The sequence below is a fragment of the Novipirellula galeiformis genome (assembly GCF_007860095.1).
GTDB lineage: Bacteria > Planctomycetota > Planctomycetia > Pirellulales > Pirellulaceae > Novipirellula > Novipirellula galeiformis.
Genome location: NZ_SJPT01000001.1, coordinates 743,479 through 757,729, shown reverse-complemented (window position 1 = coordinate 757,729; position 14,251 = coordinate 743,479). Strand labels below are relative to the sequence as shown.

Annotated in this window: 8 protein-coding genes; 5 read left to right on the top strand and 3 right to left on the bottom strand. The window is 54.6% G+C overall.

Features of this window, described 5'->3' with window-relative positions; genetic code table 11:
- Nucleotides 1-54 precede the first annotated feature (54 nt).
- Nucleotides 55-3,633: a DNA polymerase III subunit alpha gene (gene dnaE, locus Pla52o_RS02645; protein WP_146593012.1), complete on the bottom strand. Its 3,579-nt coding sequence runs from the start codon at nt 3,631-3,633 to the stop codon at nt 55-57.
- Between the two features lie 1,236 nt (nt 3,634-4,869).
- On the opposite strand from dnaE, the gene Pla52o_RS02640 reads away from it, so the two are divergent.
- Together Pla52o_RS02640 and Pla52o_RS02635 are read left to right on the top strand one after the other, a co-directional pair.
- Nucleotides 4,870-5,322, top strand: coding sequence for a carboxypeptidase-like regulatory domain-containing protein (locus Pla52o_RS02640; protein ID WP_146593011.1), 453 nt, complete (start codon nt 4,870-4,872; stop codon nt 5,320-5,322).
- A 764-nt stretch (nt 5,323-6,086) separates the two neighbouring features.
- On the top strand, nt 6,087-6,983 hold the full coding sequence (locus Pla52o_RS02635; protein ID WP_146593010.1) for a DUF1559 domain-containing protein: 897 nt from the start codon (nt 6,087-6,089) through the stop codon (nt 6,981-6,983).
- Nucleotides 6,984-7,077: 94 nt separating this feature from the next.
- Here the strand turns inward: Pla52o_RS02635 and Pla52o_RS02630 are convergent, their stop codons facing one another.
- The gene (locus Pla52o_RS02630) at nt 7,078-7,266 is read right to left on the bottom strand and encodes a hypothetical protein (protein WP_146593009.1); all 189 of its coding nucleotides are present in this window, start codon (nt 7,264-7,266) and stop codon (nt 7,078-7,080) included.
- A gap of 741 nt (nt 7,267-8,007) precedes the next feature.
- On the opposite strand from Pla52o_RS02630, the gene Pla52o_RS02625 reads away from it, so the two are divergent.
- The 3 genes from Pla52o_RS02625 to Pla52o_RS02615 all read left to right on the top strand — a co-directional run bounded on the left by Pla52o_RS02625 (nt 8,008) and on the right by Pla52o_RS02615 (nt 12,446).
- Nucleotides 8,008-8,907 carry a DUF1559 domain-containing protein gene (locus tag Pla52o_RS02625; RefSeq protein WP_146593008.1) on the top strand — a complete coding sequence of 300 codons (900 nt, stop codon included), beginning with the start codon at nt 8,008-8,010 and terminating at the stop codon, nt 8,905-8,907.
- 665 nt (nt 8,908-9,572) lie between these two features.
- On the top strand, nt 9,573-10,526 hold the full coding sequence (locus Pla52o_RS02620; protein WP_146593007.1) for a DoxX family protein: 954 nt from the start codon (nt 9,573-9,575) through the stop codon (nt 10,524-10,526).
- A gap of 72 nt (nt 10,527-10,598) precedes the next feature.
- On the top strand, nt 10,599-12,446 hold the full coding sequence (locus tag Pla52o_RS02615; protein WP_146593006.1) for a Gfo/Idh/MocA family protein: 1,848 nt from the start codon (nt 10,599-10,601) through the stop codon (nt 12,444-12,446).
- A 598-nt stretch (nt 12,447-13,044) separates the two neighbouring features.
- On the opposite strand, the gene Pla52o_RS02610 is transcribed toward Pla52o_RS02615, so the two are convergent.
- On the bottom strand, nt 13,045-14,235 hold the full coding sequence (locus Pla52o_RS02610; protein ID WP_146593005.1) for a sialidase family protein: 1,191 nt from the start codon (nt 14,233-14,235) through the stop codon (nt 13,045-13,047).
- Nucleotides 14,236-14,251: the final 16 nt, after the last annotated feature.

The window sequence follows — 14,251 nt, the reverse complement described above, 5'->3', positions numbered from 1 at the left end:
GATCACGCGCCGCGATCCAAACGCGGGTTCGCCGCGCGAACCCGCGACGTTGATCTACCGTGATGGCTTGGTCATCATCAATTTGTAGTGCCCAGCGCCGAGCAAGTCATCGACGCGATTGCGTAGCTCATCGGTGATTTCGACGCGGTACTTTTCGCTCTTCAGATGCACGACCTCGCCTTCGTTGAGTTCCAAGCTGAACATCATTTCTTGCTTGCCCGGATAGCCTCGCAGAATCTCACGCAGCCGCGTCATCGTCTCGGGGGTATGCGTCGCCTCGTCAAGTCGCAGACGCATGCCGTGGGTATACCGTTGGCCGAGTCCATCCAACGGAATCAACTCATCGACGATCAAGTTGGCTTCGTCACCGCCACCGCGGCGATCCACTTTGCCTTTGGCTAACACAACGGCATCGGGGACGACATGATGCCCGATATCAGCGAACCCTTTGGGCCACACAATACAACGGATTGCACCTTGCATGTCTTCGAGGTCAAAGTTCGCGTACTTTGACGGCGCCCCCGGCTTGGGATTTTTGGTATGCGCGATTTTGATCGAACTGATCATGCCGCCGAGCGTCACCTCGCCGCGATCTTTGATATCGCCAAGCTTATCGGTTGTGTGAGTTCGGAAGGTGGCTAGCTTGGGCTCGAACTCCGCCAACGGATGGCTATCGAGATAGTACCCGAGGACTTCTTTTTCGGCGATCAACTTCTCTCGTTCGGGCCACTCGTCCATCTCGGGCAATGGCGCCGACGCCTTCGCTTCCTCCTCTTCCTCTTCGTCGTCAAACGCACCAAACAAACTGGCTTGCCCGCTCTTTTTGTCTGCTTGAATTGCGGCTCCGGACTGCAACGCTCGTTCGATCACCGCAACCAACTGGCTTCGCTTGGCACCAAAACAATCCATCGCACCAGCTTTGATCAACGTTTCGATCGCCGACTTGTTACAAGCCGATTGGTCGATACGTTCACAGAAGTCATAGATATCTTTGTAAGGACCATTCTTTTTACGTTCTTCGGCAACCGAGATCGCCGTTGCACCTCCACAGCCCTTGATGGCTGAAAGTGCAAAGAAGATTTTACCATCGGCAACGGAGAAGTCCGAATCGCTTTGATTCACATCGGGGTTAACGACCTCAATGTTCATCCGTTCACAATCTTCGATGTGCTCGATCAACGCATCTTTACGCTTAAAGTTGCGTCCTGAGATATCACTCGACAGCAACGCTGCCATGAACTCGACCGGATAATGGGCCTTTAGGTAGGCGGTTTGAAACGCGATCAACGCGTAGGCGGTACTGTGCGATTTATTGAAACCGTAACCCGCAAACTTAACGATCAGATTCCAAATGTCTTCGGCATCTTTTTCAGACAGCCCATTTTCAACACTTCCGACAATAAAAATATCGTGGTTCTGGTTGATCAGCGCCTCTTTCTTCTTACTGATCGCCTTAATACAAGTATAGGCATTGGAGAGAGGCACATTCCCCAGCCGGTTTAGAATCCGCATCACCTGTTCTTGGTAGACCATGATCGAATTGGTCTCTTCAAGAATTTCTTTGAGCACGGGGTGCTTGTATTCGGGCTCTTGACGACCGTGTTTGATATTCACGTAATCGTCAACCATCCCGCCCTCAAGCGGTCCCGGTCGATACAGAGCGGCGGTCGCGATGATGTCGCTGAACTGGTCGGGCTTCATGCGGGTCAACAAATCGCGAATCCCGCCCGACTCGAGCTGGAACACACCCTTGGTCTCGCCCCGCTGAAGCAACGCGTACGATGCTTTGTCGTCGAGTGGGAATTTGAGCGGATCGACGACCTTGCCGGTCGTTTGTTCGATCAATTTGACCGTCCGGCTCATGATCGTCAGGTTGCGAAGACCGAGGAAGTCCATCTTCAGCAGCCCCGACGCTTCGACGTCGTTCATCGACCACTGGGTGATCACATCTTGCTTGCCCGGCACCCGCGTCAGAGGTACGTACTCTGGCAGCGGTTTGTCGGCGATCACGACGGCGGCCGCATGCGTTCCGATGTTCCGCGCCAAACCTTCGATTTTCATCGCCAGGTCCAACATTTCGCGAACTTCGGGATCGCCGTCGTAGGTCATTTTCAAGTCGGCACTCTTTTCGAGTGACTTCTTGATCGTGATCTTCAGCTCATCGGGCACCATTTCGGTGATCTGGTTGACTCGTCCCAGCGGCATCCCCAGCGCCCGCCCGGTGTCTTTGATCGCCGCCCGAGCGGCCAGCGTACCGAACGTCCCAATTTGGCAAACCATTTCGCTGCCATAACGCCGCTTCACATAATCGATGACCTCGGTGCGACGCTCTTTTTCAAAGTCGATATCGATATCAGGCGGCTCGGTACGACTTTCATCCAAGAACCGTTCAAACAGCAAATCGTACCGCAGTGGACAGACGTGCGACATGTAAAGTGCGTAACAAACGATCGCCCCGACACCGCTACCACGAGCGGTCGCGGCAATCCCTTGATCACGAGCGTAGTTAACGAAATCCCACACGATCAAAAAGTACGTTGGGAACCCGAGTTTCTTGATCACCCCAAGTTCGCGATCCAAACGCGCGATCACTTCTTCGGACAACTCGCCATCAATGATTCGCTCGGGATCGCCCTCGTAACGATCGAGCAATCCTTGCACGCAAAGTTCCCGCAAATAATCAATCGGCGCCTTGTCGTCGGGACATTCGAAATTGGGGAAGAAGTGCTTGCCAAACTCGATTTCGATATCAACCGTATCGGCGATCTCTTGACTGCGCGCGACGGCATCCTCGAGCCCTGGGAACTTTTCGTACATCTGGTCGGGGCTGCGCAAGAAGAACTGGTCGTTCTCCATCTTGAACCGCGACGTGTCGGTCCGAAAACGCCCCGTGTTGATACACAGCATGATGTCTTGGGCTTCGGAGTCCTCTTGATCGACGTAGTGACAATCGCTGGTCGCGACCAACGGCAACCCCATGCGTTTAGCGATATCAACGGCGCCTTCCAATTGCATTTTTTGGATTTGCACATCGTTGTTCATGATTTCGATGAAATAACGATCATCGAACACTTTGTGGAACCAACCGGCGATATCACGAGCCTCTTTTTCATGCTCGGCGGTGTCGACTCCCTTCATCACGGCGCGGCTGAATTCACTGCTGACACAGCCCGACAAACAAATCAGCCCCTCGCTATATTTTTCCAGAATCTCTTTGTCAATTCGCGGCTTGAAATAGAATCCTTCGAGCGAGGCGGCGGAGGCCAGTTTGACGAGGTTCCCAAAACCGACGCGATTTTTTGCCAAAAGCGTCAAGTGATAACTGGCGTCCTTGCTACTGCTAGCGCCTCCCTTATCGAACCGGCTACCCGGCGCGATATAGGCTTCGTACCCGATAATCGGATTGATTCCGGCGCCCTTGGCCTTGCGATAGAACTCCAGCGCACCATGCAAGTTGCCGTGATCGGTGAGCGCCATCGAGTTCATGCCGTGGCTGACACAGCGATCGACGAGCCGACCAATATCGCCAGCACCGTCCAACAGACTGTAGTGGCTGTGGCAATGCAGGTGCACAAAGGGCTTCGGTTGGGGCGAAGCGGCTTGACTCAAATCGGTGATGATCGGGGCGTTCATATTGGGGGGCTCCATTATTCCTTGTGCCACGGCGAATCCGGCTTCAAGTTAGCCTAGCAATCCAGCGTCATTCGGTCATCGACTTGACAATAGAAATTCCCCACTCAAAACCCGCATCCCCTCTGAATTAGGCATTTCCAGAGCGTCACAATACGCACTTTTGGTTCAAGCAAAAGCAAGACGAATGGGGGGGACGCCACGAAACCGCTGCTTTGCCGCATGGCCTAATCCTGCTCCGGCACGCATTCGGGGACTCCTTGCGACTTTCGCCGGCGGACGATTCACGCCTTGTCCGCAACCAAACTCGCCGCAGCCAAACTCGCCGCAGCCCACCGACCTACTTCCCCTACCCGCACGCGGTCAATCAGCGCGGTTAACGCTACGGAGCGTTCACGAATGCGACGTCACCCCCTGTGGCTCGGACAAATGCACCATAGCCTGACACCGTTGCTCCCGATGATCCCCGTCCCGATGACTCCTTTTGAGTCGAGCCCGTGCTTAGGCCGCCCCCATGCTTAGGCCGACCCTGTGCTGGAACCGATCGTAATCGGCTTGGCAAACGTGACGCCAAGTCGTGGAGGTGGAAAGACGTAACGTGCGTGCCCTGAAAAGCCCCCCCTCGTCACGTCTCCCCGCCTTGCTGCGTTTCCATACAACCCTCGATCGGGATGACGATCGGACGCGTCATTGGATTTCAATAGTGACGTTTGTGCTTAACGACTTCCTAGGTCAACGACGTCCTAGGTCAACGACTTCTTGATTCAACGACGTCCTAATTCACTGGCAACGAAATCGAGTTCCGCAGCGGCGCCACTCTGTATTCACACCTTCATGACTCGTCGGGATACACGCGTGATCACGCGAAGTTACAAGTAACGTACACAGAGCTTGCCTTGAAACTGAAACGAGTGAATCAGCAAGCGTCCGGCGAACGAGCCACTTGCTGGAAACGTCAACGACTGACACAACCGAAAGCCACGTCCCACAGGAACACGAAACAAATGGATGCATCGCACCTCCGGCGCAACGCAACCCCACCCAAGAGACACAAGCCACCGCACCGGAGATCACATTCATTCACCTCAATATCACGCGAAAAAACACCACGAATGACGGGGAACGCCCCGCAGCTCAGGGGGCTGTCGTTCTTGACAAATACCGATCGACGCGCTACGCTTATCCGTTGCGACGGAGGAACGACATTCTATTCACTCTTCAGTTCTCGAGGATTCCCGCATGGCTCCCTATCAACCCTCCCGCTCTTGGCTTGCGATCTTGGTGACTTGTAGCGTCTTGTGGTGTGGTGGATGTTCTGATTTTGCGAACGTCACGGGAAAGGTAACGCTCGACGGGGCTCCCCTTCCTAATGCACTCGTCACCTTCACTCCGGCTGAGGGCCGTGCATCCACGGGGCAAACCGACCAGGACGGCAAGTATGAACTTTCGTACACATTCGATCGTTTGGGTGCGGAAGTCGGCAGCCATACCGTACGCATCACCTCCGCAGCCTCTGCTGAATCAGAGGCTGCCCCTGTCGAAACGCTACCAGCCCGCTACAACGCTGATACCGAATTGAAAGCGGAGCTTAAATCAGGTCTCAACGAGGTCAATTTCGATCTGAAATCCGGAGGCCCCGTTGCACCTCGCACCCCTCCCAAAGCCAACCCCACTCAAGGCTCAAGCGCCTAGCGTCGCAGTAGAAGAATGCCACGGAAACTTGACTTTCCGTGGTTGGCGTCAGTGGCCAGGGCTGGATCTCGAAACGGATTCTCGCCCTGTGAGCGCCCAAGATTGTCGTCGCAAAGCTTCACGGCGAGTAGGCAGCGGCATCGTCACACGCAAACGATGCCCACGCCGCCCCCCTTTCACCTCGCTACCGCACAATGCCGCTGCGCGCAAGTCAGCAATGGAGCGACCTCAAGCCACTCCAGCTGACCTCGTCTGGTTCACTATCGGAGTGCAGCCTCGACTCGTTCCCCATCAGCAACACAAGTCGTTTTAAGGGACACCGAAGCCCCGTTCAAAGGCTTGGAGCGAGGGGGTGGCCTTAGGAACCCGATAAGAATTTGGCGGTTTCTCGCCGCAGATCGCTTGGTGTACCTCAATGCAGTCAGCCGCCCCAGGCAGCCTCTGACAGGCTGTCTGCCCCCAACATTCGATTCTGAAAACAGAACGTTACTCCAGTCTCAACGATGTCACCAAAAGCAAAAAAAAAACAATAATTTCCTAGACATTTGACATCCAATTGGCTAAATTCCAAAACGCCCTCTTCCGAGGGGGACGCATCCATCACTGCGACTTTGGGCGACACTCGCCAATGCCATATTGACCGCGGTGATGTTTAGCCAAAGGCACTTTTCTCATCACGCTGCGGAGCCGCAATCATCAGCGTCTCCTTTTGCTTTTTAAACACTTCTTTTCCTTACTTATTCCTGGTATTTGAGGGTCATTACATGAACCGCTACCGCGCGAACCGAAACGATGGATTTACTCTAGTGGAATTGCTTGTGGTCATCGCGATCATTGGCGTCTTGGTTGGACTGCTATTACCCGCGGTTCAGGCCGCTCGCGAGGCCGCTCGCCGAATGCAGTGCTCGAACAATTTCAAGCAGATTGGACTCGCACTGCACAACTACCACGACTCCCTCAATGCGCTGCCCTATAGCTTTGTCACTCAGAACCGAGTCGGATGGGGTGCGATGATTTTGCCTTACCTCGAACAGAACACCATGTTCGACCAAATGAAAAACCACCTCGCGTTTGACGGCAATTCAACGACCAATTATTGGGTCGGCGTCCAATCGGGATCGCCATTGGCCGCCAACGCCAACGACATTGATGCCAGGCAAGGCATTGCTGCCTACAACTGTCCCTCGGATCCGATGGGCGAAATCAACACGGAGATGTCTAATTACGGCAAGTCCAACTATGTAGGTGCACGTACGGCCTGTTACTTCAGCAGCCCCACGGCGACAACATGTTCGGACCAGTACGCTGCGATGCCCTTATCGACCGATATACCGACAGCACGGAAGTTCCGCGACTTCGTTGACGGGCTTAGCAATACCCTGATCATTACTGAAAGAACGACGCAAGGTTCCCCCCTTGGAGCACTGTGGATGGGCAGCTATGACGCTGAGGGAGCACGCGTCTGGACACGCATCTATCGACAGGCGGCCGATTACGTCATCAACAATAACTTTCCTTGGACGACGAGCAGCGTACATCCAGGAGGGGCACAGCATCTATTCAGCGATGGAAGCGTCCACTTCTTGACCGACTCGATCAACGTTAAAACCTGGGCGGCGCTCGGCACCGTCAACAGCGGCGAAGTCATCGAGCCATACTAGTGCTCTCACTGTTCAGCACGTCTGAATAACTCGTTCAAATAGAAGAAAGAGGGGGCCATGCTTACAAAAGCATGAGCCCCCTCTAACCTTAAATTCACACGGCAAGGCTGCCCCCCCGCCCGCCATCACTCAATGTAAAGACGCTGGATTCAGCCAACCGCGATCGGTAAACCAAACCAACCACGATCGCTTCGCTCTCACTTCTATTTCGGCATTCGCCATGCAACCCTGGAACGCGTTTCAAACGACGCTCTAGACCCAGTGCCTGAAGGAATCGAGTCACCGACGGCTCCTTCCTCCCTAAGCCTGCTCTCTCCTCACCTGTTTCCCAATAAAAGAGAGGTGACGCGACGGCGTCCCCAAAGCAAAGCGGCGGAAGTGGCACTGCAACACGCAAGCGAGCCCCCCCGCGTCGCCCCTCATGGCGGAACCGCACTACCGCTGCGCGTAACGCTGTAACCGCTGCGTGCAACTCATCAGCGGCACCATCGCGGTGAACTTGGACCGATCGCGTCCACTTCAGCCTCGGGATCCGCCCCCGCGAGGTGTCATGCCCATGCACGCCCAAGCAAGTCGATCTGCGGGATACCGAAGACCTGCACAAGGGCTTATTGGCAGCCGCCAACAATGGCGAATCACACGGGAATCTAGCATGTTTTTCACCGTACGCCGCTTGCCTAGCCCCCCAAGAACCCGTCGCCAAAATATGCATGCCCCCCATTATCAACTCTTAAAACAGAAGAATGGCACCACTAAAATTCATGCGTTCAAGAGCAAAATAGCGGAACAATTTCCTAGACATCGACCACCTAATCCGGTAATTTCAAATTGACCGAAAGAGGGGACACGCAAGTTTTGCACCGCCACCTTGACGAAGACTCGCCCTGCTCACACAGACCAAGGCGAAATCGATTCAAGGGCCCATTTTCTTATCATGCTGCGGATGCACGACCACCACTACTCATCCCCCCCTCGCTTTCAAAAAGTTCTTTTCCTTACTTATCTAGTACTTGAGGGTCATTCTATGAAACGCTACAGCTCGAAACGAAACGACGGATTCACTCTGGTGGAATTGCTTGTGGTCATCGCGATCATCGGCGTTCTGGTCGGACTGCTATTACCCGCGGTCCAGTCCGCTCGCGAGGCCGCTCGCCGAATGCAGTGTTCAAACAATCTCAAGCAGATTGGACTCGCACTGCACAACTACCACGACACGCTCAACTCGATACCTCCTAGCATCGTTATCCAGAACCGGATCGCATGGGGCGCAATGGTCTTGCCTTTCATGGAGCAAAACTCCCTTCACGATCAAATGAAAAGCCACCTCGCGTTTGATGGCAATTCAACGACTAATTACTGGGTCGGCGTTCAATCGGGCACTCCAGCAGCGACCAACGCCAAGGACATTGATGCCAAGCAAGGTATCGCTGGCTTTAATTGCCCCTCGGATCCGATGGGCGAGCTCAATCTTGAGATGGGAAGTTATGGCAAATCCAACTACGTTGGCGCTCGCACGGCCTGTTATTACAACAGCCCCACGGCGACGACTTGCTCGGATCAGTTCGCTGCCATGCCCGAATCAACCGATATACCGACACCGCGAAAGTTCCGCGATTTCATCGACGGCTTGAGCAACACCATCGTCATTACTGAAAGAACGACGCAAGGAACACCTCAAGGTTCATTGTGGATGGGCTCTTACGACAACATCCCTTATCGCATCTGGACTCGCATCGAGCGGGCGTCCGACGATGTGTACGTCATCAACGGAAACTATGCGTATACGACCAGCAGCGTGCATCCCGGAGGAGCACAGGTGTTGTTCGGCGATGGAAGCATCCACTTCCTGACCGAGTCGATCAACATCAAAACGTGGTCGGCGCTCGGTACCATCAACAGCGGCGAAGTCATCGAGTCATTCTAATAGCTTCACGGTTCAGCACGTTTGAATCACTCGGTTTGATAGAAGACGGAGGGGGAGGGCCACGCTCACCGAAGCATGTGCCCCCCCTCGAACCTCAAATTCACGCGGCAGGGCTGATTCCCGCCCGCCATCACTCAATGTGAAGGCGCTACTCAACGTGAAGGCGCAGGATTCAGCCAGCCGCTGTCGGTAAACCAAACCAACCCCGCTTCACTCTCACGTCCATTTCGGAGTCGGGCACATTTCGGAGTCGGGCAACACAGCTCGGCAAGACGTATCCAGCGACGCTGTAGATCGAATGCATGAAGGAATCGAGTCAGCAACGGCTCCTTCCTCTCTAAGCCTGCTCACCTCTCTAAGCCTGCTCACTCCTCCCTCTTGCGAATAAAAGAGGTAAACAGGACGGCACCCCCAAAGTAAATCGGGGGAGGGGCAGTGGACATGCAACCAGAAGGTCCCCTCTTGAGGTGTCCAATTGCCTTCTCAAGCAGACGTGGGGAATTTTGAGTCCCTTTATCCTTGGCGATTTCCCGTTCAGGTGACATAATGGGCCGCAGCGTGCGGTTTTTTTTAACCGAATCCTCAACTTTCCAACCCACCTGTTACCAGTCGTGGACACGCCCACCCCTGGTTCTTGCTTGTCCTTTGTTCGGAGTCGTCCTTCAGTGAGAGAGCTTGTATTGTTGCCGCTGCGTTTGGCCGTTGGCTGGGGGCTTTCTCCAAGATTACTGGGACTGGTGGGCATCACCATGCTGGTGCTACTTCGCCTGTCGGTCGGCTGGCATTTTTACACCGAGGGGGTCGACAAGGTGTCGTCGGGCAAATGGTCCGCAGCCCCATTTTTCGCCAATGCCAAAGGCCCCTTTGCCGAGCATTATCGTGGACTCGTCTGGGACCATGATGGTAAAATTCGTTTAGATCGCCAACGCATCGACAGCGAATGGAAATTGGTCTGGGCGAAAATCAGCGACCACTACAAGTTCGACAAGAAGCAAAACCGACAAGCTCAAGAAGTCTACAAAAACGCCTTGGTACAATACGATCATGTGATCGATGAGTATGCGAACGACTTAGAGGAATATGAACTCGGCAAAAGCCGAGTCGCCGATTTGGCGGTCGACCCCGTGCGTGACGGAGTGTCGAGTCTAGGTGGCCAACGCGAAACGATCCGCAAGGAGTGGGTTTCCAAAGGCGCCGGAGCGATGAATGATATCGAAAAAATCTGGGAGAACCTCACCTCCTCTCTGATCGCGATTGCCACTCCGGAGCAAATCCAGTCGCACCGTGCTTTCGCCCCCTCCGTTCCTCGTTCAGCGCGAATTGACACCAGCGTGATCGATTCGATTGTTCCCTATTTCGATATCGCGGTGGGACTTTGCATATTATTCGGGCTCTTTACTCCGGTCGCTGCCTTAGCCGCAGCTGGTTTTTTGATTTCCGTATTCCTGAGTCAATACCCACCGACTTCGGGCCCAGGATCCACTTACTATCAACTGATTGAAGGAATGGCGTGCCTGGTGCTTGCAGGAACCGGCGCAGGACGATTCGCAGGTCTGGATTACTTCCTCCATTTGATCGTACGCAAAATGGCGGGGGGCGTCCCAAGCGACGAAGCCTAGCCCCTCCTCGATAGCGTCCGAATTTCAACTCATTCAATACAACGATTCAACATAGCGACAAGGTAGAGAACGATGGTCGACAAACTTTCAGCGGAACAACGCAAAATTGGCGAAGACAATTACTACGAAGCGGTAGGAAGTTACTACGACGTCAATCGTCGAGACTTTTTACGCGGCATTGTCGCTGCCGGTGCGGTCAGCGGTGCGGGTTTGGGAGCCGCCTATTTCGGCTACGGCAAAGTCAATGATCCCGTTCGCGTTGCCGTGATTGGAACCGGAGACGAAGGCAACGTCTTGATCGGGGGCTGCAATCCCGAATACGTGGACATCAAAGCGGTTTGTGACATTCGCCCCTACAGCGAGCACCGTGCGTTTCATGGCGATTGGTCGAGCCCCTCGGCGCTGGGGCGTCGGCCCGGCTTGATTAGCGTGGCAGGCTACAAGGATGAGGCCGAAGCACGCAAAAACGTCAAGGTTTACAACGCCGATAATGGCGGCATCATGGAGTGCCTAAACGACCCCGACATCGAGGCCGTGATCATCGCATTGCCGCTTTGGTTGCACGCTTCGGTCGCCGCGTTGGCGATGGAAAAGGGGCTGCATGTGTTGACCGAAAAACTGATGGCTCACAATGTGGCCCAGTGCAAGGTGATGTCGCGGATGGCGGCGGAACTGAAGGATCCCAACGGCAACCCGCTGCATTTGGCGACCGGTCATCAACGTCACTACAACGTCAAATATGACAACGCCATTAACCTGATTCGCTGGGGTCTACTTGGCCAATTGCATCACATTCGCGCCCAATGGCACCGTGGCAACTTGCCCGGCGGTGACAGTTGGTCGATGCCATTGCCCGGCGGTGAAAAGATCGTCGGCAGCGACAAAAAGTTTGACCGTATCGCCCGAGACTTGGCTCACCGAGTCAACAAACTGAAGACGGAAAAGAATCCTGATGAGATCGTTCGGCTACAAAACGAGATCGCATTGTGGACCGCTTGGGATGCGGACAAGAACGTCGATCCATCGAAGTTTGGCTACCAAGACTTTACGCTCCAAGGCAAGATTTTCACGGCCATGGAAGAACTCCATCGCTGGCGTTTGTTTGACCGCACCGGTGCCGGTTTGATGGCCGAACTTGGCAGCCACCAACTCGATGCGGTCAGCATCTTCCTCAGCTCGCTTCGTGACGATGGCAAGAAAGTCCATCCGCTCAGCGTTCACGCGGTCGGCGGCCGACACATCATGCCCCTGGATCGCGAAGTCGGCGACCATGTCTATTGCATGTACGAGTTCCCTGGCCCTGAGTACTCCGAAACCTTCGACGTCGGCTATTACGATCGCGTCGAAAAGTACCCCAACGAAAAGAACCCCGGCAACGGCCCCGTCCCTGGCTACGATACCGACCCGAACAAGAAAGTCGTGGTCACCTATTCGTCGATCAATGGCAACGGCTTCGGCGGCTGGGGCGAAGTGGTGCTAGGATCCAAGGGAACCTTGATCCTCGACAAAGAAACCGACGTGATGCTCTATCGCAACAGCGACACAAGCAGCAAGGTCGGGATCAGCAAGAAGGGTGGCGGCTACGCCTTGGACACCAGCGCCAGCGGAGACTTCGCCGCACCCGTGGCGAAAGCAGCGGATTCCGGTCCGGTCAGCCGCGGCTACCGCGAAGAGATCGAGCACTGGGCATATTGCATCCGCAACCCAGACAAAGAGAACCGACCTCGTTGCTACCCCGCCGTCGCAATGGGCGACGCGGTCATCGCATTGGGAACCAATGTAGCGCTGAAGAACGCGAACGCGGGCAAGGGCGGTTACCTGGAATTCAAGGAAGAGTGGTTCGATATCGACAACGATGCAACGCCCGATGGCAGCAAGATCGAAGTCGAACGCGAATTCATGAAAAAGCCAGTCGCTTAATTTTCAAGGTCAACTATGTAGCGAAACTGGCTAACCGTTTCGTACGGGTTGGGCTTAGCGAGCCAGATCTTAAAAGAACCTGATTTCAAACGGCGTGATTTCACTCACGCCGTTTTTTTTGTACCGATCCATTCTTCACTGCCGTAGGGTCGGTTTCAGACGACGGAGTTCCAGATCGTTTCCAGTTCCTTCTTGGAAAGTGGTTCGTTGACCTGGCGTAGCCAGTGCGTTGGACGTCGCATCGGCCAACCGAGAAGCTTGCCTCTCCGTCCGTGTTTCCGAGGGCGAACCACCAAGTGCCATTGGTGATGGCATCAAGCAGAAGACAGATAAGTCCACGGGGTACTTTTCTGAGGCTTGGTGAATCGTTCACCAAAACGCCAGGCTGCCCTCGGGTTCATGGAATAGCTCTCGCCTCGCATTGCCCCGGTTCAAGGCATGGTAGACGCAGCCTGCTTCATCGGCACGTTTCATTCACGGCATCGCTCAACACCCCGTGCCGGATCAATCACCAAAGTACCAATGCTAGACCGCTGCACACTCGAAAACGAATCCCTTCCCCTTTTCTGCCTTCAATCCAGACACCTTTGTTTTCTGCCTAGGCGTATAGCTGGTCGGTTTTATAGATTCGCAGCGTTACCTCGGAGCCTCGGCTTCCCTTAGTGTCTCGCGAGTAATAGGCAACTAACACCTCATCATCGACGAAAGTTGCCGAGGGATAGGCGACCTCAAAGTTGTTGCGATTGTCGATGTCTTGAACGTGCTTCCACGTTTTCGCTTCATCGTCTGAAATGGCGACGCTAAGCGGCGTTCTCGGCCAATTGGAGCTCGAGCTGACGTTGTTCCAGATCACCATCAAGTCGCCGGTGGCGGGAATTCGCTTGAGCAGCGCGGGGGCCTCGGGGGAAGTCAGTACGGTCGGCTGTGGCGTCGACCAGCTTTCGCCGCCATCGGTAGAAATACTGGCATACTGTTTCTTATTCGTATTTCGCATCAGGCAATACAGGCTGCCATCTTTCAACTCGACGATGGTCGGCTCGTGACATCCTCGCCCCTGGGCCGTCATGCTGTTTTTGCTGGTCTTCCAAGTCCGAAAACCGTCGTCCGAATAATAGACAAACGAATGCAGGTCGGCCCCCCGATAACGCGTGCCGCCGATATAGCGAGGGTCGAATGGGCCATGCGCCGGCAAGATGATCCGCCCGGTACTTAAGCGAATCGCACGATCGGCGTTGTTGCAGTACCAGCCAGGCTTTGAGATTTGCACTTGCTCGTCCCATGTTTGGCCATTGTCGAGCGAGCGTCGCCGAAAGACATTGCGATTGGTCGCCGAATCCCAGCCAACATAGAACAACAAAATTTCGTTCTCAGAAAGCCGAACCAGATTGGACTGCTTGACGTTGTGTTGCCACTGATTGGGTTGCAGCACGCGTCGGTCGCCCCACGTGCGGCCTCGATCGGACGACGTTATGCTAGAAATCTGGCATGAGACTTCATCTCCAATTCTTGCATTTCCCTCTCGCTGCGATGGCTTCTCCGCATTCAAGTAGTATTCGGACCAAACCAGCATCAGACGGTCGGAATCCAACGGCAAGATCAATTGGTGATCGTTTCGAGGATGCTCCGCCGTCTCGGGGCAAATGACCTCGTCAAAAACCGGGCGAAGCAACGGACGATCTTCGCCATACGATTTCGCCCAACCGTTTGTCGGCAAGCTAGGCAGGGCCCAAGCTCCTCCCCAAGTTGCGGCCGCTTTGATGAGATTTCGTCGATTGAGCATGGTCGCCATGTCTGTTGGGGTAGAG

Bases quoted from the DNA above. Each gene is read 5' to 3' on its own strand.
- dnaE (WP_146593012.1), bottom strand. From the start codon at position 3,633: ATGAACGCCCCGATCATCACCGATTTGAGTCAAGCCGCTTCGCCCCAA.
- Pla52o_RS02635 (WP_146593010.1), top strand. From the start codon at position 6,087: ATGAACCGCTACCGCGCGAACCGAAACGATGGATTTACTCTAGTGGAA.
- Pla52o_RS02640 (WP_146593011.1), top strand. From the start codon at position 4,870: ATGGCTCCCTATCAACCCTCCCGCTCTTGGCTTGCGATCTTGGTGACT.
- Pla52o_RS02610 (WP_146593005.1), bottom strand. From the start codon at position 14,235: ATGGCGACCATGCTCAATCGACGAAATCTCATCAAAGCGGCCGCAACT.
- Pla52o_RS02625 (WP_146593008.1), top strand. From the start codon at position 8,008: ATGAAACGCTACAGCTCGAAACGAAACGACGGATTCACTCTGGTGGAA.
- Pla52o_RS02615 (WP_146593006.1), top strand. From the start codon at position 10,599: ATGGTCGACAAACTTTCAGCGGAACAACGCAAAATTGGCGAAGACAAT.